Source organism: Paractinoplanes ferrugineus (assembly GCF_016862195.1).
Lineage (GTDB): Bacteria > Actinomycetota > Actinomycetes > Mycobacteriales > Micromonosporaceae > Actinoplanes > Actinoplanes ferrugineus.
Window position 1 is genome coordinate 56,308 of record NZ_BOMM01000054.1, and the last position, 19,784, is coordinate 76,091.

Below are 19,784 nucleotides of genomic sequence, written 5' to 3' on the forward strand. Positions count from 1 at the left end.
GAGACAGGCATGAGCCGGGTCGTCGTCATCGGAGCCGGGGTCGGCGGGCTCGCCGCCGCCATCCGGCTGGCCGCCGCCGGGCACGACGTCGAGGTGCACGAGCGGGGCCCGGCCGTCGGCGGCAAGCTGGCCGTCCACGAACGCGACGGCTTCCGCTTCGACACCGGGCCGAGCCTGCTCACCCTGCCGCAGGTCTTCGAGGATCTCGGCCTGCGGCTGCCCGACCCGCGGCCCCTCGACCCGGTGGTCCGGCACTTCTTCGCGGACGGCACGGTGCTCGACTCGTCGGCCGACCACGAGACCTTCCTCGACCGGATCGCCGATGCCCTGGGGGCCGGTTCCGCCGCCGACTGGAACCGCTTCTGGCACCGGGCCGAACGGATCTGGCGCGCCTCCTGGCGTTCGGTGCTGCGGCGCCCGGTCACCCCGGGCTCGCTGGCCGCCCTCTCGTGGCGGGTCGACGACCTGCGGGCCATCGCCCCCGGCCGGACCCTGCGCGACCTGAGCCTGCACTACCTGCGCGACCCCCGGATGCGCATGCTGCTGGACCGCTACGCCACCTACACCGGCGCCGACCCGCGCCGCGCCCCCGCCGCGCTGGCCGCCATCCCCTACGCCGAACTGCATTTCGGCGGCTGGTACCTGCCCGGCGGCCTCGGCACGATCGGCACCGCGATGGCGGACCGGTGCGCCGAACTGGGCGTCCGGATCTTCACCGGCTCCGAGGTGACAGCCGTCGAAACCTCCGCCGGCCGGGCCACCGGCATCCGCGTCACGCCCGGCCCCCGCGTGCCGCCCGGCCCCCGCGTGCCGCCCGGCCCCGACCCCGACCCCGGCTCGGCACCGCGCCCCGGCCTGCCTTTCGACCGGATAAATGCGGATATCGTGGTGTCCAACGTGGATGCGCTGACGCTCTACCGCGATCTGCTTCCCACCCCGTCCCGGCTGGGGCGGCTCACCGATCGCAGCCTCGCCGGGTTCGTCATGTTGCTGGCGGTGCGGGGCGAGACGCCGGAACTCGCCCACCACAACGTCTTCTTCCCCGACTACTACGAGGCCGAGTTCGGCGCGATCTTCGGCTCGGCCGCGAAACGGGCCGCCCTGCCCGACGATCCGACCGTCTTCGTCACCCGGGCCGAGGACGCCACGGTGCATCCGCCCGGCACCGAGGCGTGGTTCGTCCTCGTCAACGCGCCTCGGCACGGCACCGCCTGGTCGGCTGTCGACTGGCGGCGGCCGGGGCTGGCCGACGCGTACGGCAAGCATGTCCTCGAGGTTCTCGCCCGGCGTGGGGTCGACGTCCGGGATCGGGTGATCTTCGCGGAGACCCGCACGCCCGCCGACCTGGCCGACGCGGCGGCGGCGCCCGGTGGGGCGATCTACGGCACGGCCGGCGGGCTGATGCGGCCGCCCAACCGGGGGCCGGTCCGGGATCTGTTCCTGGTCGGCGGGTCGGTGCATCCGGGCGGTGGGCTGCCGATGGTCACCCTGTCGGCGAAGATCGCGGCCGATCAGATCGGCAGACATCCAAGGCGTTGAGTACGGCGGGTACGGTGGCGGCTGTGCCGATTGTGGACGATCCGCGCGCCGTTCTCCGCCCTGGCCTGCCGATCGAGGCCGTCGCCCTCGGCCGGGTGGCCCGGGGCGGCCGGCGCCTGCTCGACGACGTGACCCTGGACGTGCGGCCCGGTCAGCTGGTGGCGATCATCGGGGCCAGCGGGGCGGGCAAGACCACCCTGCTGGAGACCCTCGCCGGGGTGCGCCGGCCGTCGACCGGATCGGTCCGGCACGGCGGGCGGCCGGCGCCCGACCCGGCGATCGGCTACGTGCCGCAGGACGACATCATCCACCAGCAGCTCCCGCTGGAGCGCACCCTGCGGTACGCGGCCCGGCTGCGCCTGCCGGCCGGCACCTCCCCGGCCGAGGTGGCGGCGCGGGTGACCGAGGTGCTCGGCGTGCTGGGTCTGACCGGGCGGGCCGGCACCCGGGTGGCAAGTCTGAGCGGCGGCGAACGGAAACGGGCGAGCATCGCGGTCGAACTCCTCGCCCGGCCGCGCGCCCTGTTCCTCGACGAGCCCACGTCCGGCCTCGACCCGGCCACCGCCGCTGAACTGCTGACGTTCCTGCGCGGCCGCGCCACCGACGGCGTCCCGGTCGTCCTGACCACGCACAACCCGGCCGACGTCGACCGCTGCGACACCCTGGTGGTGCTGGCACCGGGCGGTCGCCTGGTGTTCGCCGGCCCGCCGGCGCACGCCCCGGCCCACTTCGGCGCCGACGACGTCGCCGGCGTCTACGGCCGGCTGGACGACGCGCCCGCTTGGCGCAGATCCACATCGGACTTCTCACCCGTCCAGCCCACCACGCCCAGCGAGCCGGCCCCACCACCGGCTGAGCCGCCGGCCGGGCCGGCCGTTGCGCCGCCGGCCGGGGCGCCGGCCGCACCCACGGTGGGGTCGGCGCGGCCGGGCCGGGTTGCCCAGGCCGTTCTGCTGACCAGGCGCAACTTCGACATCCTGGGGGCCGACAAGCTCACCCTCGCGATCCTGATCGGCTCACCGCTGGTGATCCTGGCGATGTTCCTCATGCTGTTCCGGGCCGGCGCGTTCGACCCGGCCCGGCCCGATCCGCCCACCACCGTCATGATCCTTTTCTGGGTCGCGTTCGGCGTGTTCTTCTTCGGGCTCACCTACGGCCTGCTGCAGATCTGCGCCGAACTGCCGATCGTGCGCCGGGAGGTCTTCGCCGGCCTGCGCCCGGGCCCCTACCTGGCGGCCAAGGTCGCCCTGCTGCTGCCCCCGCTGGCGCTGGTCGACCTGCTGCTCCTGGCCGTGCTCCGGGCCCTGGACCGGCTGCCCACGATGACCGCCGGGCTCTACCTGACCGCCCTGCTCGCCTCGGCCTGCGCGCTGGCGCTGGGCCTGCTCTGCTCGGCGAGCGTCTCCGACGTCGCCCAGGCCACCCTGCTCCTGCCGATGCTGTGCTTCCCGCAGGTGCTGTTCGTCGGCGCGATCCTCCCGGTCCCGGCGATGGCCCCGGTCGGCCGCGCGGTCAGCTACACGATGTCGAACCGCTGGTCGTTCGAGGCGCTCGGCCACCAGGCGGGCCTGCCGGAGCTCTGGCGTCGCGGCGAACTGGGCCCGCCGCTGCTGGCCTCCTACGGCGCCAGCTTCGCCCGCGAACCCTGGCAGAACTGGCTGATCCTCGGCGGCATCACCCTGCTCTTCCTGGCCGCTACGGTCCTGGTGCTGCGCGTACGCTGCGGGCGCCGCCGTGGCTGAGGCGGAGTTCCTCGAGCGCTACCCGGCCTACCGCCACACCGGGCGGCTCGACGAGCTGCGCGCCCGCGAGTACGCCCACCTCGACCGCCACGGCGAGGTCTACCTGGATTACACCGGCGCCGGGGTGTACGCGAAAGCCCAGCTCCGGGCCCATCAGGAGCGCCTGGAGTCGCGGGCGTTCGGCAACCCGCACTCGGCCAACCCGTCGTCGGCGGCCTCGACCGAGCTGGTCGACTCGGCCCGGCAGGCGGTCCTGCGGTTCCTCAACGCCGACCCCGACGAGTACGCGGTGATCTTCACGGCCAACGCGTCGGGCGCGTGCCGGCTGGTCGGCGAGGCCTACCCGTTCCGCCGGGGTCGCGAGCTGGTGATGACGTACGACAATCACAACTCGGTGAACGGCATCCGCGAGTTCGCCCGGCGCGGGGGCAGCCGGCGCCGCTACCTCCCGCTGACCCTGCCCGACCTGCGGATCACCGAGGACGCCGTCGACCGTGGCCTGCGCCGGTCGGGACTGTTCGCGTTCCCGGCCCAGAGCAACTTCACCGGCGTCCAGCATCCGCTCGACTGGGTCGGCAGAGCCCGGGACGCCGGTTACGACGTACTCCTCGATGTGGCCGCCTTCCTCCCCGCCAACCCGCTCGACCTGCGGTCCGTCAAACCCGACTTCGTCCCGATCAGCTGGTACAAGGTCCTCGGCTACCCCACCGGCGTCGGCAGCCTGGTCGCCCGCAAGGACGCCCTGCGCAAGCTGCGGCGGCCGTGGTTCGCCGGCGGCACGATCGCCGCGGCCAGCGTCGGCACCGAATGGCACCGGCTCGCCCCCGACGAGACCGCGTTCGAGGACGGCACCCTCAACTTCCTGCACATCCCGGACGTCGAGTTCGGCCTGTCCTGGCTGACCGGCATCGGCCCGGCCCTGATCCGGGCTCGGGTACGCGCGCTGACCGGCTGGTTGCTGGACCGCCTGGCCGCCCTCCGGCACAGCAACGGCCGCCCGATGTGCCACGTCTACGGCCCCCGGGATCTTCGAGACCGCGGCGGTACGGTCGCCTTCAACCTGCTCGACCCGGACGGCCGCCTCGTCGACGAACGCCTGGTCGCCACCGAAGCGGCCGCCGCCGGCCTGTCCCTGCGCACCGGTTGCTTCTGCAATCCCGGCGCGGGCGAGGGCGCCTTCGACATCGGCCGCCCCCAGCTACGCGGCTCCACCCGCTGGGGCCTCCGCACGATCGACGCATACCTCGACGCCATCGGCCTGCCCACCGGCGGCGCGATCCGCGTCTCCTTCGGTGTCGTCTCCACCTTCAGCGACGTCGAACGCCTGCTCGACTTCCTGGCCACCACCTACCGCGACCGCGCCCCGGAGACGACCGCCCTCTCCCCCCGACTGCGCTGCTGACAGCAGACAACCCGCGCCGCTCCTTCCCGCCCCCGAACGCCGCATCCGACATCAAGCCGCTCGGCCGCCTTCTGGCCGGCACTCAGCGCCGCACAATCAGCGCAACTTCCCTGAAAAGGGGCCTCCGAAGCACTCCGACGCCGGAGGAAGAAGGAGCCCGAAGGGTGCCGGACCCGCCTCCCTCGCGACGACGGGCCGCGATTACGGTCCGCCTCCCACCAAGCGGACCTCACCTCCAAGAGGTGGACTGCCGTCCCGCATGCCGACCGCTCCCCCACCCAAGCGCCGAGCCATCCCGAGCCAAGTCGCGACTTTGCCCGAAATAACCGCATTGTCCACATGCTCCAGCCACTCGACTGCCTTCTCGCCGCCGCCCGAAGGCCGGCACCAGCGCACCTTCCTCGAAGAAGGGGCCTCCAGGGGCACCGACACCGGACCCCGCGCAACGAGGAGTCGATCGACCATGGACGCCAAGGCCGGAGCTCAGCAGAAAGCCGAGCGTCCATGAGGTGGACCGGCGTTCCCACATCGTGCCCGCACCGCGCACAGCCGCACCACGCACAGCCGCACCGCGGCACCGCGCACAGCCGCGGGCCGGGCGGCGGGCGCGGGGCGGGCCGGCGGGGCGGCGGAGGGCAGGGGCGGCGGGCCGGCGGGGCGGCGGGCCGGCGGGCGCGGGGGCGGGGCTGTGCGCGCTACGAAGGTGGGGGTGAGTGGGCGGCCAGGAAGGCCTTGGCCATGGCGGAGGCCAGGTCGGCCGGGTCCTTGGCGGCGATCGCTTTGCCGCCGGTGGCCTTGGCGATGTCGTTGAGGGTGGCCATGTCGGCGTCGGGGCCGAAGCCGACGCCGATGACGGGGACGGCGCGGTTGGGGTCGCTTTCCTTGGCGAGGCGGGTGAGGAAAGTCTTCTTCGGCATCGCGTACTTCGATTCGGCGTCGGCGCCGTCGCTGAGCAGGATGATCATGGTGATGGTCTGGGGCCGGACGCGCGGTCTCATGGTGGCGCGGGCGTCCAGGACGGTCTGGAAGAGGGGGGTGCCGGCCTGGTCGGGGGCGGTGTAGCCGGTGATGGCGCGGGCCAGCGCGTCGCGCCGGGTGGCGGCGCCCAGGGTGCCGGTGATCGGCCCGAACGGCACGACCTCGGCGTGCGGCGGGCTCGCCGGGGTGGGCGTGTTGAACGTCCACATGCCGATGCTGGTCTCGTCGCCGAACAGTTGGGCGGCGGCCAGCCCGGACCGGCGCAGCAGCCCGGCCTTGGTGGTCGCCTTGCCGGTCTTGTCGGTGGCCGGCTTGTTCATCGAGCCGGACGAGTCGATCAGCAGCAGCACCTGGAACGCGAACGCGCGGTACTGCGCCCACTGCAGCGCCGGGTCGAGCAGCTTCTCCGAGGCGGGCGGCACCTCGAGCGCCTGGGGCATCGAGTAGCTCCGGAAGCCGGCGTCGGTGACGGCCGGCATGGTGATCGCCGCGCGCAGCCGCTCGGCCAGGTCCGGGTGCTTCGTGGAGGTCGACACCGCGAACGGGTAGTCGGCCTCGATCAGCCCGTCGGACGGGTAGGAGCCCTTGAGCGGAACCGCGTTGCCGCCCCGCTGGTACATGGTGAGCTGCTGTTCGGTGATCGGGAAGACGCCGACGTCCTCGGCCACGGCGCCGGCGTCGGTCTGCCCGGCGACCCGGCGCAGCAGCTCGGCCGGGTCGGCCGAGGCGTCCTTGAGCCGGCTGCGCAGGGTCAGCGCGCGCAGCTGGGCGATGCCGGAGTCGGGCGTGCTGCGCGCCATGGCCGACTGGACGGCGTAGACGGCGAGCATGCCGACGCTGGAGTGCAGCGGGTCGGGCATGGTGACGGCCGGGATCTCGTGGCCCGCGACCCCGGTCATCAGCCGCAGCCAGGTGGTCCGGTCACCGTTGGCGTATTTCGAGGCCACCGCCGCCGGCGCGGCCAGGACGACGGGGCTGCGGGCGATCGGCGGACCGTCCACCCGGTACGCGTTGACGCTGCCGACGAGAGCGATCCGCAACCACACACTGCTGGACGGGATCCACACGTCGGGCTGCTGGGGCGAGCTCGCCGTGACGGCCGGTTCCTGCGCGGTCACCGAGATCGGCCCGCAGCCGCCGCCGGGGCTCAGGCCCCGGGCCGCCTCCCGCACGACCGGCGCGATCTCCGGGGCGGCGACGACGCGCAGCAGCGTCTCGGAGCACGGCTCGGTGACGGCGGCCTCGGTGGCGGTGGTGGGGCCGGTGGAGTTCTGCGCGAACAGCCACCAGGTGGTGCCGGCGCCCACCACGAGCGCGAGCACGACGGCGGCGGCGAGCAGCACCCGGGTCGCGAAACTGGCGGGCGGCCCGATGTCCTCGTGGTCATGGCCGGGAGCGACCGAAAGATCATGGTGCGGCGAATCACGCCACAGTGGATCGGACATGACACCGCCTCCCAAGATCGGTTATGTGGGGTCGATTTCCGAACGCGGGCCGAATAGTAGCGGCGAACGCACTCCTGGCAACAGGGAAACTCGAAGATGGCCGTTCGCACCAGACGAACCGCCAGGTCAGCGCGCCGCATCGCGCGATTCGGCTCTCCCGGCGACCGGAATCGGCCATTCCCTGGAGCATTTATCGATCACTACGTCGGGTGACTATTGACGACGACTACGCACCGTCGCGAAAGGACACGGAGCAGCGGTGCCCATTCGAGAATCCCGTGGCCGGTGTCGTCAAGATCGGAATATCGCGAACGCGCTCGGTAGCCTTTTGTCGCCGGCCCCGCGACGCATCGTCAGCGCGGGACGGCGGAAGGCAGACATAGCCGGTTGTCGGTATCGTGCCGAGTCGTGACCCGCCCCGTTCTGATCGCCCACGCGCCCGGCGACGAGGGGTGGGCCGAGCGGCTGGCCGTCCCGATCGTCGCGGCCGGCTACCGCGTGGTGCACGGCGGCACGATCCTGGTCGGCGAGAACGTCATCACCGAGGCCAACCGGGTGCTCGCGGCCGGCGCCCCGGTGGTCCTGTGCGGCACGATCCAGGCGATGGGCACCGGCTGGGCGTACGGGATGATCAACGCCGCCCGGGCGCTGAACCCGGAGGTCCGCGTCTACGGCGTGGCCGTCGAGCGGGGCGCCTATCTCGTACCGCTCACCCTCGACGGTGCGGTCGCCGAGTTCTGGCGGGACCCGCAGGCCGCCCTCGCCGCGGTGGTGACCGCCCTGCGCAGCCACTATCCGCCGCCCGCGGCCCCGGTCGCGGCACTGGCGTCGGGGCGCAGCGCCGCCGCCGAGCGCCGCTTCCGCGACCTGCTGCTGGACAGCTGCGACATCATCGACCTGGACAACCTGCCGGCCGACCGGCGCCTCGCGACCCAGGAACTGATGCTGCGCAACCTGTTCCTGCCTCTGGCCGTACGGGTGGAGAGCGGCGCCGACCCGGAGCGGGTGCTGGAGGCGATCGAGCATCGGCGGGTCACCGGCGGACGACCGGCTCCGGGCGACGCCGAACAACGCGAGCCACCCGGCTCGCGGCTGGCGTCGAACCGCCGGCTGGTCGTGCTCGGCGACCCCGGTTCGGGCAAGACCACGCTGCTGCGCTGGATGGCCACCGCGTACCTGCTGCGGCTGCGGGGCGATCCCTACTGGCCCGAGCTTCCCGGGGTCGGCACGCTGCCCGACGCGGACTGGCTGCCGGTCCTCGTCCGCTGCCGGGACCTGGGGCCGGAGCAGGTCGACGGGACGCTCGACGACGTACTCCGGCATGTGCTGCGCCGGGCCGAGCTGACCCCGGCCGAGATCGAGGCGATGCACGCCGAGCTCGCCGAACGGCTCGACGCCGGCACCGTCCTGCTGCTCGTCGACGGCCTCGACGAGATCGGTGATCCGCGGGCCCGCGCCCGCTTCGCCGACCTGCTGGAACGGGTCAGCCGGGCCCGGCCGCCGGTGCCGATCGTGGTGACCAGCCGGATCGTCGGTTACCGCGAGATGGGCCGGCGCGTCGGCCGCGGCTTCGAGCACGTCACCATCGCCGATCTGGACGCCCCGGCCAAGGACGACTTCCTGCGCCGCTGGTGCGAGGTCACCGAGCCGGCCGAGCGGTGGCGCGCCGCCGCCGACGAGCTGATCAACGACATCCACCGCACCGACCGGATCGAGCGGCTCACCGGCAACCCGCTGCTGCTCACCACCCTCGCCCTGGTCAAGCGCAGCATCGGCAGGCTGCCCGACCACCGTGCCGACCTCTACGCCCAGGCCGTGCAGGTGCTGCTGACCTGGCGGCCCGAGGTGGACGAGCCGATCTTCCCGCGGGAGACCGAGCCGCAACTTCAATACCTCGCCTACGCGATGTCCGACCGGGGCGTGCAGCAGCTCACCGAGGACGAGGTGCTCGAACTGCTCGACCGGATGCGCGCCGAATATCCGCAGCTGCGCGCGATCCACCAGCACGACCCGGCCGAGTTCCTGCGGCTGCTGGAACAGCGCACCGGCATCCTGGTGCAGACCGGGCACGTCCGCTCGGCCGGCCGGCTGGTGCCGCTGTTCGAGTTCCGGCACCTGACCTTCCAGGAATACCTGACCGCGCAGGCCCTGGTGCAGGCCCACTTCCCGGGCCGCGCCGCGGAGGATCTGGCCGCCCGGATCGGCCGGCTGACGCCCCGGGTGAACACCGGCGACGACGCCGCCGACAGCTGGCAGGAAGCGATCCGGCTGTGCGTGACGATGTGCCACGGCGACGACGTCGACCGGGTGCTCGAGGCGGTGCTCGAACGGCACCCGACGCTTGCCGCGCGCTGCCTGCTCGACGAACCGGACGCGGGTGCCACCGTGGTCGCCGACATCCTCGGCACGCTGGCCGCGGCCCTGCCCGAGGACGGCGCCTCGGCCGCCGCCGCCTACCGGCTCGCCTCCACCGCGTGGGCCGGCGACCTGATCGGGCATCTGCTGCACGAGCTGCGGTCACGCGGCCCGCGGGCGGTGTCGACGCTGGGCCGGTTCATCGGCGACGTCCTCGTGCAGCGGCACGCCGACCGCCGCGAGGAGCCGACCGCCGAGTCGTTCCTCGCCGACCTGGCCGCCGACGACGACCGGGCGGTGACCGCGGCGCTCGCGTTCGAGGCGGCCGAGCTGCCCACCGAGGGGCCCGGCAGCGCGCCCGTCCGGGCCCTGCTCGACCTGCTGGAGCGGCCCGACCCGCTGGCCGCCGCGGTGGCCGCGTGGACGCTGCTGCGCATCCAGCAGTCGGCCGACGACGGCTGGTGGCGCGACGCCGACGTCGACCGCATGATCGCCGCCGCCCCGGCCGGCGACACCACCACCCGGCTGTCGCTGATCGAGGTGGTCGGGCCGCGCCGGTGGCCGGCGGCGGTCGCCGCACTCGCCGGGGCGGCCGCCGACCCCGACCCGGTCGACCAGGTCAAGGCGCTGCTGCTGCTCGGCCGCTCGGGCCAGGAGGCGGCGGCCGGGCTGCTGGCCCGCGCCCTGCGCAGCGACGTCCCGTCGGTGCGGGTGGCGGGCGCCGCCGGTCTCGGCGAGCTGCGCTCCTCCAGCGCCGCGACGGAACTGCTGACCCGGTTGTCCGACCGGGACGCCGAGGTGCGCGCGGCGGCCGCCGAGGCGCTCGGCGAACTCGGTGAGAGCAGCGCGACCGAGCTGCTGATCGCGGCCATGACCGACCCGGAGAACTGGGTGCGCTACCGGGTCGCCCGGGCCCTCGGCAAGATCGGTGACACCGCCGCGGTCGGCCCGCTGCTGGCCGCGCTGGGCCTGCGCCCCGAGGGGGAGCTGCGCTGGTACCTGATCGACGCGCTGGCCGAGCTGGGTGACGGCCGGCCGGTCCCGGAACTGATGGCGGCGGTGGAGGCGATGGGCGACAGCGCGTTCTGGCCGCTGTTCGCGCTCGGCACCCTGGGCGACCGCCGGGCCCGGGACGTGGTGCGCCGGCACCTGGCCGGTGAGCGGCCGGCGCCGTGGGCCGTGCGGGTGCTCGGCGAGCTGACCGGTGCCGACCCGGCCGACCGGGCCGCCATCGAGGCCGCCGCCGGGTCGGCCAACCCCGACCTGCGCGAGAAGGCGGCCGACGCGCTGCAGGCGACCGGCGACGACGCCGCCCTCGACCGGCTGCTCGCGCTGGCCACCGACCCGGCCGAGGAGGTACGCGCGCAGACCGCCCGGGTGCTCGACGTCTTCGAGACCGGCCGGACCGCGGACGCCCTGGTCGCGCTGGCCGCCGACGACAGCGGCAAGGTGCGCGCCCGCGCCGTCGCCGCGCTGGGTCACCTGCGGCTGGACAGCGGCTTCGACGCGATCGCGGGGGCGGTCACCGACCCCGACCCGCAGGTACGCCGGGCGGCCGTGGCCGCGCTCGGCCACCTCGCCGACGACCGGGCGCGGGACCTGCTGCTGGCCGCCGCCCGCGACGAGACCGCCGCGATGCGGGCCGAGGCCGCGACCGCCCTCGACGAGGCCCGCGGTCGGCCGGTGCGGCCCGCCCTGCTGCGCCTGGCCGCCGACCGTGACCCGGACGTACGCTCCCGGGCCCTGGAGTCGCTCGGCGCGTTCGGCGGCGCCGGGGTGCGGCCGATGCTCACCGAGGCGCTGCGCTCGCCCGACGCGGCGGTCCGGGTGCGGGCCGCGACCGGTCTCGGGCTGCTGCTCGACGACGCCGCCGTCGACGACCTGGCGCGCCTGCTCGACGACCCGCAGCCGGCGGTCCGGCAGGCGGCCGCCGAGTCGCTCGGCGACCTCGACTCCGCGCGGGCGGCCGAGGTGCTGATCCCGCACGCCGCCGACCCGGCCCCGGGGGTCCGGCGGGAGATCGCCATCGCCCTCGACCACGGCGGCGCCGAGGTGGCGCGGCCCACCCTGCGTACCCTCCTGAACGACTCGCACCCGCAGGTCCGCGCGGCCGCGGCCGAGGCGATGGTGGTGCTCGGCCCGGCCGAGCGCCTCGAGCTGCTGCGCCCGCTGCTCGCCCACCCGCACCCGGACGTGCGGCGCAGCACGGTCTGGGCGCTCGACGACGAGCTCGCGGTCGGCGATCTGCTGCCGCTGCTCGACGACCCGCACAAGGACGTGCAGACGGCGGCGGTGTGGACGCTCGGCCTGATCGGCGACCCGGTGGCGGTGCCCCGCCTGCGCGGCCTGCTCGCCGGCCGCGGGATCGACGGCGACCAGCGCGCCATCACCGTCGAGGCGCTGTCCCGCCTGGCCGGCCCGGACGTCCTGGCGATGCTGGACACCGCCCTGCGTGACCCGTCGCCGGCGGTCCGGTTCACCGCGATCGCCGCGCTCCGGCACGCCGGCGACGGCACGTGGGGGCCGCGCCTGCGGGCGGCGCTCACCGATCCGGAGGCCCCGGTGCGGGCCGAGGCCGCCCGGTCCCTCGCCGGCCTGGGCGACCTCGACGCCGCCGGCCCGCTGATCGACCTGCTGCGCACCGACCCCTCGCCCCGCGTGCGCGGCCACGCGGCGGGCGCCCTCTACCGCCTGGGCGCCGGCCTCGCCGACCCCGCCGGAGCCACCCGGGCGGCGCTGGCGGCGGCCTCGGGGGACCCGCGCTACTCGGTACGGCAGATCGCGGCGCTGGGGCTGGCCGCCCTCGGTGAGCGCGGGCCGCTCGACGCGCTCCGGGAACGGGTCGCGGAGGGCAACGCGGACAGCCGGCGGGCGCTGATCGGCGTGCTCGCGGCGGCCGGGGACGAGCGGGCGCGGCGGCTGCTGCGGATCGGGCTCGCGTCGCCGTCGTGGCGGGTGCGGCAGTTGTGGACGACGGCGTTCACCAGTGCGCTGCCCGACCAGTTCGAGCGTGACCTGCTCACCGAGCACCGCAGCGGCGCCCAGTCGGATCTGGATCCGGCCCAGGTGATCGACCGGCGCCGGATCGACCGGATGGCCCGCGTCCTGAGGCGGACCCCCGATCAGATCCACGCGGCCTACCTGCGCATCGCCGGGCGGATCCCGTTGCGGGTGAGCGGAGCGCGCACGGTCGAAGGCTAGAGCGGGCGTACGCCGGAGGGCAGTTCCTCCGTGGCCACGTGCGCCAGCAACGTCGTCCGCAAGGCCGCCGCGGCATGGGGAAGCACGGACCGTTTGCGATGCGCCAGAGCTATCGTCCGGCGCATGCCGGGCGGCGCCAGCGGCGTCGACCGCAGCAGCGGGCGGTTGGCGAGCACCATGCTCGGCACCAGCGCCACGCCCAGCCCGGCCTCGACGAACGCGAGCACCGCGTCCATCTCGCCGCCCTCGACCGCGAACTTCGGGGTGAACCCGGCCTGCCGGCAGGCCTCGAGGGTGACGCCGCGGATGTCGTAGCCGGCCCGGAACATCACCAGGGGCGTGTGTTCCAGCTCGGACAGCGCGATCCGGTCGTTCGCGGTGGGCGGCGGCCGGTCGTGGGCGGAGGCCACCACCAGGCTCTCCCGCAGCACCGGCGTGGCCACCAGCGCCGGGTCGACGCCCTGGTCGGGCTGCACGATCAGGGCCAGGTCGAGGGTGTGCGCGGACAGGTTCTCGATGAGGTCCTGGGAGCTGCCCTCGTTGACGTACAGCTGGATGTCGGGGTGCTGGGAGCGGAACGTTCGCAGCACCTCGGGCACCAGTGATGAGCAGAGGCTGGGGGTCGCGCCGAGGCGTACGTCGCCGCGGCGCAGGCCGACGATGTCCTGCACCGCCTCGCGGGCGGCGTCGGCGTCGGCGACCATGCGCTGCGCCATCGGCAGCAGCGTCTCGCCGGCGACGGTGAGCGCGACGTCGCCGCGCACGCGTTCGAAGAGCGGCGCGCCGAGGCTCTGTTCGAGCGTGTGAATCTGCTTACTCAAAGTGGGCTGGGAAACGCCCAGACCGTCCGCCGCTTGGGTGAAATGTCGTGTTTCGACCACTGCTAAGAAGTATCGGAGCTGTTGCAACTGCACGTCGATAGCCTATCGCTATCAACAGTGACCCGATCATGCATTGGACGAATGAGCCAGGGCCTTTCTACCGTCACAGTTGTGGCGGTAGACACGAGAACTCCCAAGGTGGCGGCAGCAGCCGCGACCCCGGCGCGCACCAGCAAGCGGACCTCGTCCGTCCTGCTCAAGATACTCATGGCGGGGACCGGCATCCTGCTGGTCCTCTTCCTGTTCGCGCACATGATCGGCAACCTGAAGATCTTCTTCGGCGAGGAGACCTTCGACCACTACGGACACTGGTTGCGGACCATCGGGTCGCCGGCCCTGCCCGACGAGTGGTTCCTGTGGATCCAGCGGGGCGGCCTCACGCTCGCGATCGTCGCGCACATCGTGGCGGCGACGATCCTGGCCCGCCGGGCCCGCGCGGCCCGCCCGGTCAGGTACGCGCACCGGCCCAAGGTGCAGGCCGGCTATGCGGCGCGGACGATGCGCTGGGGTGGCGTGATCGTCCTGCTCTTCATCGTCTACCACATCCTCGACCTGACGACCCTGACGCTGAACCCGAACGCGGAGTCCGGCAAGCCGTACGCGAACATCGTCGCCGACTTCGCCCCCGGCCGCTGGTACGTGACGCTGTTCTACGCGATCTCGATCATCGCGGTCGGCCTGCACCTGCGGCACGGCATCTGGAGCGCGGCCCGCACGCTGGGCCAGCAGACCGCCCGCGGACAGCGGATCGGCCAGGGCATCGCGCTGCTGCTCAGCCTCGTCCTGGTGGTCGGCTACCTCGCGGTGCCGTTCGCGGTCCTGACCGGATTGGTGGATTGATTCTGATGAACGACTTCTGGCAGGACGGCGAAGGCATCGCCGACACCGCGGCACCGGACGGGCCGATCGAGACCCGCTGGGAGCGCCGCAAGTTCACCGCCAAGCTGGTCAACCCGGCCAACCGCCGCAAGCTGACGGTGATCGTGGTCGGCACCGGGCTGGCCGGCGGTTCCGCCGCGGCGACGCTCGCCGAGGCCGGCTACCACGTCAAGTCCTACTGCTACCAGGACACCCCGCGCCGGGCACACTCGATCGCGGCGCAGGGCGGCATCAACGCGGCGAAGAACTACCGCAACGACGGCGACTCGATCTACCGGCTGTTCTACGACACCGTCAAGGGCGGCGACTTCCGCGCCCGCGAGTCGAACGTGTACCGCCTGGCCAGCGTCTCGGTGAACATCATCGACCAGTGCGTGGCCCAGGGCGTGCCGTTCGCCCGCGAGTACGGTGGCCTGCTCGACAACCGCTCGTTCGGCGGCACCCAGGTGTCCCGCACGTTCTACGCCCGCGGCCAGACCGGTCAGCAGCTGCTGCTCGGCGCCTACCAGGCGATGGAACGGCAGATCGGCCTCGGCACCATCGAGATGAACGCCCGGCACGAGATGCTCGAGCTGATCGTGGTCGAGGGCAAGGCCCGCGGCATCGTCGTGCGCGACATGGTGACCGGCGAGATCACCACCGAGATGGCCGACGCGGTCGTGCTCGCCTCCGGCGGCTACGGCAACGTCTTCTTCCTCTCCACCAACGCCAAGGGCTGCAACGTCACCGCGTCGTGGCGGGCGCACCGCAAGGGCGCGCTGTTCGCGAACCCCTGCTACACCCAGATCCACCCCACCTGCATTCCCGAGTCGGGTACGCACCAGAGCAAGCTCACCCTGATGAGCGAGTCGCTGCGCAACGACGGCCGGGTGTGGGTCCCGCTCGCCGCCGGGGACGCCCGCAAGCCGGGTGACATCCCCGAGGCCGAACGCGACTACTACCTCGAGCGGATCTACCCGTCCTTCGGCAACCTGGTGCCGCGCGACATCGCGTCCCGGGCCGCCAAGAACGTCTGCGACGAGGGCCGCGGCGTCGGACCCGGCGGGCTCGGCGTCTACCTGGACTTCGCCGACGCGATCGGCCGGCTCGGGCAGAAGGCGGTCGAGGCCAAGTACGGCAACCTCTTCGAGATGTACGAGCGGATCACCGGCGAGAACCCGTACGAGACGCCGATGCGCATCTACCCCGCCGTGCACTACACGATGGGTGGCCTGTGGGTCGACTACGACCTGCAGTCGACGATCCCCGGCCTGTTCGTGGTGGGCGAGGCCAACTTCTCCGACCACGGCGCCAACCGGCTCGGCGCGTCCGCGCTGATGCAGGGCCTCGGCGACGGCTACTTCGTGCTCCCGACGACGCTCGGCAACTACCTGGCGGCGGGGCCGTTCGCCACCGTGCCGCAGGACCACGAGGCCGTGGTCGAGGCGCGCCGGGCGGTCGAGGACCGCATCTCCCGGTTCCTGTCGATCGACGGCGACCGGACCGTCGACTCCTTCCACCGCGAGCTCGGCCACATCATGTGGGAGTACTGCGGCATGGAGCGCACCGAGGAGGGCCTCACCAAGGCCATCGGCCTGATCCGCTCGTTGCGTGACGAGTTCTGGCAGCGGGTCAAGGTGCCCGGCACCGGTGAGCAGCTCAACCAGAACCTGGAGAAGGCCGGCCGGGTCGCCGACTTCTTCGAACTGGGCGAACTGATGTGCATCGACGCGCTGCACCGCCGGGAGTCCTGCGGCGGCCACTTCCGCGCCGAGTCGCAGTCCGAGGACGGCGAGGCGCTGCGCCACGACGACGAGTTCAGCTACGTCGCGGCCTGGGAGTACTTCGGCGCCGACCGCAAGCCCACCCTCCACAAGGAACAGCTCGAATTCGAGTACGTCCACCCCAGCACCCGGAGCTACAAGTAATGGACATCCAGGTACGCGTGTGGCGCCAGTCCGACTCGTCCGACAAGGGCCGGATGGTGACCTACGACGTCAAGGACATCTCCCCCGACGCCTCGTTCCTGGAGATGCTCGACGTCCTGAACGAGAAGCTGATCCTCGACGGTGCCGACCCGGTCGCGTTCGACCACGACTGCCGGGAAGGCATCTGCGGCATGTGCAGCATGGTCATCGACGGTGTGGCGCACGGCCCCCAGCGGGCCACCACGACCTGCCAGCTGCACATGCGGCACTTCAAGGACGGCGACGTGATCGACGTCGAGCCGTGGCGCGCCGCCGCCTTCCCGGTCATCAAGGACCTCGTCGTCGACCGCAGCGCCTTCGACCGGATCATCCAGGCCGGCGGCTACATCACCGCCCCGACCGGCGCCGCCCCCGAGGCGCACGCCACCCCGGTCCCGAAGAAGGACGCCGACCTCGCCTTCGAGGCCGCCACCTGCATCGCGTGCGGCGCCTGCGTGGCGGCCTGCCCGAACGGCTCGTCGATGCTGTTCACCGCCGCGAAGGTCGCCCACCTCGGCCTGATGCCGCAGGGCCAGCCCGAACGCGACACCCGCGTCATCGACATGCTGCAGGCCCAGGACGACGCCGGCTTCGGCGGCTGCACCAACATGGGCGAGTGCGCCGAGGTGTGCCCCAAGGGCATCCCGCTGAACCTGATCGGCCGCCTGAACAGCGACTACCGCAAGGCGTTGCGCAACAGCGCCAGGTGATCTCCGGTCCGGGCACAACGGCGTGCCCGGCCCGGCCTCAGCGCCCCGCCGCCACCGGCGATCAAAAGCTGCTCGAGACGTACGAGGCGGAGCGCCTGCCGGTGGCGGCCGAGGTGCTCGGCGTCGGCACCCGCCGGCACCGGCGGCACGTCGCCGGCGACCAGGACGCGATGCGCCGCTGTCCGGCGGCCGGCGCGTCTTCGACCTGCTGCGCGGTCCACACGCGACACTGCTCGCCTTCGACTGGACCGGGCCGCTGCCGTTCGGACCCGCGCACCGGATCTCCGAGCAAACCGCGAAAGACGCTTATGACGTACGCGAACCGGCCCTGTTCCTGGTTCGCCCGGACAACTACATCGGGTGCGTGACGACCGGCCCGGCCGACATCACCTCGTACCGCGCCCGGATCGGCAGGTGACTCGTTGATCAACCCGTGAGATCAGCCACCGCCGCCCGGGTCCTCCTCCCGTCCCTCGTCCGGGCCCTCGTCCCGGCCCTCGCCGTGGTTCTCGGCCCGGCCCTGGCTGGGGTCCTCGCCGGGGTCCTCGCGGCGACCCTCGTCGGTGCACCGGCCCGGGCCGGCGACCGGCAGGGCTCGCCGCGCTACGTGAGCCTCGGCGACTCGTACTCGGCCGGGGTCGGCAGTGGTGGCAGCGAGAGCGGCGGACGTTGCCGGCGCAACACCAACGCCTACCCGGCGCGGTGGGCGAAAGCCCACTCGGGCTACGACGCGGTGCTCGGCGCCTGCTCCGGCGCCGACGTGGCGGCCGTGCGGCTCACCCAGCTGGCCGCCCTGACCAGGGACACGACGCTGGTCACGCTGACCGCGGGCGGCAACGACATCGGTTTCGCCCGCACCATGACCGGCTGCGTCCTCGACCCGCGCACCTCCGCCTGCGTGGCCCGCACGCACACGGCCACGAGGCAGGCGCGCGAGGTGCTGCCCGACCGGTTGCGACAGCTCTACGCGGCGATCCGCGACCGCTCCCCGAAGGCCGACGTGCTGGTGCTCGGCTACCCCCGGTTCTTCCGCTCCGCGCGGGCCGGCTGCCGCTTCCTCAACGGCACCGAACGAGCGTCCATCAACGACACCATCGACGTCCTCAACGCCGTGCTCCGCGAGCGAGCAACCGCCGCGGGCTTCCACTTCGTCGAGGTGACCAGCCGTTTCACCGGCCACGGCTTGTGCGCCGGCACGCCGTGGCTGCACGGCGTCACCTTCCCCACCGACAACTCCTTCCACCCGACAGACGCCGGCCAGCGCGACGGCTACCTGCCCGCGATGACCGCCGCCGCCCCGTGACGATCGCCTGATCCGCCCGCCCGCCCGCCCGCTGAGCGGGCGGGAACCGCCCGCCCATGCGCAGCCCTCGCCCCGGTGCGGCCCTCGTCTCAGCGCGGCCCGTTCAGCCAGCGCGGCCCGGTCGTCCGAGTGCGGCCGGCTCGCTCGGCTCGGCCGGCTCGCTCGGCTCGGCGGCTTTCGGGGTGGCGGGTTTCGGGGTGGCTCGGCGGCGAGTCAGAGCAACCGTCGCGGCCAGCAGGGCCAAGGTACCGGCGGTCAGCAGAGGCGCCTGCCGTCCGAAGTGGAGTGTTGCCGAGCCGAGCGGGATGGCGATCGCCACCGGGCCGAACATGACAGTGGTCGACGTGGCACCGACGCGGCCCAGCAGGTGATCGGGGGTCCGCGTCTGCACCGCGGTCACGCCGGCGATCAGCGCCCATACCAGTCCGACGCCGGCCAGCACGCTGCCGACCAGCATCGACGGCCACCAGGGCAGGGACCACGCCAGGCAGCCGGCCGCGAAGACGGCCGAACCCACCGCGGCGACGACCGGCGGGCCGACACGCGTCAGCAACCGTCCCGCCAGGAGGCCGCTGACGATCGAGCCGGCGCCCTGGGCGGTCGACAGAAACCCGAGGTGGGTGGCCGGCCGGTGCAGCCCCTGCACCACCTGGGCGAGCACCCCGGCGTTGGTCAGCCCGGACAGCCCGATCGCCCCCGCCGCCACCAGCACCGGCAGCCGCACAGCCGGATCGCCGAACAGCGCGCGCAACCCGGCACGGATCTCCCCACCCGGCGCCCCTCGTCCCGCCCCGGAAACCACGCCGCCGGACGTCGGGCGGGGGTCGGACGCGCCCGGCCGGAGCTTGAGCAGCGTGTAGCAAGCGGCCGTGAGCAGTGGGGTCGCGGCGGCCAGCAGGATCACCGGGCGGGGGCCGGCCAGGGCGTACAGGGCGGCGCCGGCGAGTGGGGCGACCAGCTTCATGCCCTCCTGGGCGCTCGTCCGCCAGCCGTTGACGTCACCGAGGCGGGACGGGGGCAGGGCGGACGGCAGGATCGCGGTCTCGCCCGCGTCGACCAGGACGTAGCTCAGGCCCCGGGCCAGCAGCACCGCGTAGATCAGCCCGGCCTCGCGGGGCGTGTCGACGGCCAGCAGGGTCAGCACGACGGCGGCCAGGAGCAGGTCGGTCCAGATCATCAGGGGGCGGCGCGGCAGCCGGTCGACCAGGGCGCCCAGCCACGGGGCGCCGAGGGTGGGCGCGTAGACGCACAGGCCGGTCAGGGCGGCGACGCCGGGCGACCCGGTGAGGTCGAGGACCCAGATGCCGGCGGCGAGGGTCAGCGCGGTGCTGCCGAAGCCGGAGAACAGCGAGATCAGCACGAACAGCGTCGCGTTTCGTCGCACGCGCGGGCCTCCCCGACGG

The 19,784-nt window shown here is 73.4% G+C and carries 11 protein-coding genes; 8 read left to right on the forward strand and 3 right to left on the reverse strand.

Annotated elements, in window-relative coordinates; genetic code table 11:
* Positions 1-9: 9 nt before the first annotated feature.
* The 3 genes from Afe05nite_RS30870 to Afe05nite_RS30880 are packed head-to-tail and all read left to right on the forward strand — an operon-like array spanning position 10 to position 4,683.
* The gene (locus Afe05nite_RS30870) at positions 10-1,539 is read left to right on the forward strand and encodes a phytoene desaturase family protein (protein ID WP_203820773.1); all 1,530 of its coding nucleotides are present in this window, start codon (positions 10-12) and stop codon (positions 1,537-1,539) included.
* Between the two features lie 23 nt (positions 1,540-1,562).
* Complete coding sequence (locus Afe05nite_RS30875; protein ID WP_239118311.1) at positions 1,563-3,281, forward strand: ABC transporter ATP-binding protein; 1,719 nt, start codon at positions 1,563-1,565, stop codon at positions 3,279-3,281.
* Entirely contained in the window at positions 3,274-4,683 is a 1,410-nt protein-coding gene (locus tag Afe05nite_RS30880; RefSeq protein WP_203820774.1) for an aminotransferase class V-fold PLP-dependent enzyme, read from the forward strand. Before Afe05nite_RS30875 ends, Afe05nite_RS30880 begins: the two co-directional genes overlap by 8 nt.
* Positions 4,684-5,378: 695 nt before the next feature.
* Here Afe05nite_RS30880 and Afe05nite_RS30885 read toward each other — a convergent pair.
* Positions 5,379-7,106, reverse strand: a complete 1,728-nt coding sequence (locus Afe05nite_RS30885; protein WP_203820775.1) for a substrate-binding domain-containing protein — start codon at positions 7,104-7,106, stop codon at positions 5,379-5,381.
* 408 nt (positions 7,107-7,514) lie between these two features.
* On the opposite strand from Afe05nite_RS30885, the gene Afe05nite_RS30890 reads away from it, so the two are divergent.
* Positions 7,515-12,662, forward strand: coding sequence for a HEAT repeat domain-containing protein (locus Afe05nite_RS30890; protein ID WP_203820776.1), 5,148 nt, complete (start codon positions 7,515-7,517; stop codon positions 12,660-12,662).
* Here the strand turns inward: Afe05nite_RS30890 and Afe05nite_RS30895 are convergent.
* Positions 12,659-13,582, reverse strand: coding sequence for a LysR family transcriptional regulator (locus Afe05nite_RS30895; protein ID WP_203820804.1), 924 nt, complete (start codon positions 13,580-13,582; stop codon positions 12,659-12,661). The two genes, Afe05nite_RS30890 and Afe05nite_RS30895, sit on opposite strands and share 4 nt — an antisense overlap.
* Before the next feature lie 72 nt (positions 13,583-13,654).
* Here Afe05nite_RS30895 and Afe05nite_RS30900 point away from each other — a divergent pair, with 72 nt between their 5' ends.
* The 4 genes from Afe05nite_RS30900 (at position 13,655) to Afe05nite_RS30915 (ending at position 18,381) form a co-directional block, all read left to right on the forward strand.
* Entirely contained in the window at positions 13,655-14,383 is a 729-nt protein-coding gene (locus Afe05nite_RS30900) for a succinate dehydrogenase cytochrome b subunit (protein ID WP_275407525.1), read from the forward strand.
* A 5-nt stretch (positions 14,384-14,388) separates the two neighbouring features.
* Entirely contained in the window at positions 14,389-16,329 is a 1,941-nt protein-coding gene (locus tag Afe05nite_RS30905) for a fumarate reductase/succinate dehydrogenase flavoprotein subunit (protein ID WP_203820778.1), read from the forward strand.
* Positions 16,329-17,078, forward strand: a complete 750-nt coding sequence (locus tag Afe05nite_RS30910; protein WP_203820779.1) for a succinate dehydrogenase/fumarate reductase iron-sulfur subunit — start codon at positions 16,329-16,331, stop codon at positions 17,076-17,078. The genes Afe05nite_RS30905 and Afe05nite_RS30910 overlap by 1 nt, the downstream gene beginning before the upstream one ends.
* Positions 17,079-17,511: 433 nt before the next feature.
* On the forward strand, positions 17,512-18,381 hold the full coding sequence (locus Afe05nite_RS30915) for an SGNH/GDSL hydrolase family protein (RefSeq protein ID WP_203820780.1): 870 nt from the start codon (positions 17,512-17,514) through the stop codon (positions 18,379-18,381).
* A 103-nt stretch (positions 18,382-18,484) separates the two neighbouring features.
* On the opposite strand, the gene Afe05nite_RS30920 is transcribed toward Afe05nite_RS30915, so the two are convergent.
* Positions 18,485-19,765, reverse strand: a complete 1,281-nt coding sequence (locus Afe05nite_RS30920) for an MFS transporter (RefSeq protein ID WP_203820781.1) — start codon at positions 19,763-19,765, stop codon at positions 18,485-18,487.
* Positions 19,766-19,784: the final 19 nt, after the last annotated feature.

What these genes read in the sequence shown, in the direction of transcription:
- Afe05nite_RS30885 (WP_203820775.1), bottom strand. Translation starts at nt 7,106, where the DNA reads ATGTCCGATCCACTGTGGCGTGATTCGCCGCACCATGATCTTTCGGTC.
- Afe05nite_RS30870 (WP_203820773.1), top strand. Translation starts at nt 10, where the DNA reads ATGAGCCGGGTCGTCGTCATCGGAGCCGGGGTCGGCGGGCTCGCCGCC.
- Afe05nite_RS30910 (WP_203820779.1), top strand. Translation starts at nt 16,329, where the DNA reads ATGGACATCCAGGTACGCGTGTGGCGCCAGTCCGACTCGTCCGACAAG.
- Afe05nite_RS30905 (WP_203820778.1), top strand. Translation starts at nt 14,389, where the DNA reads ATGAACGACTTCTGGCAGGACGGCGAAGGCATCGCCGACACCGCGGCA.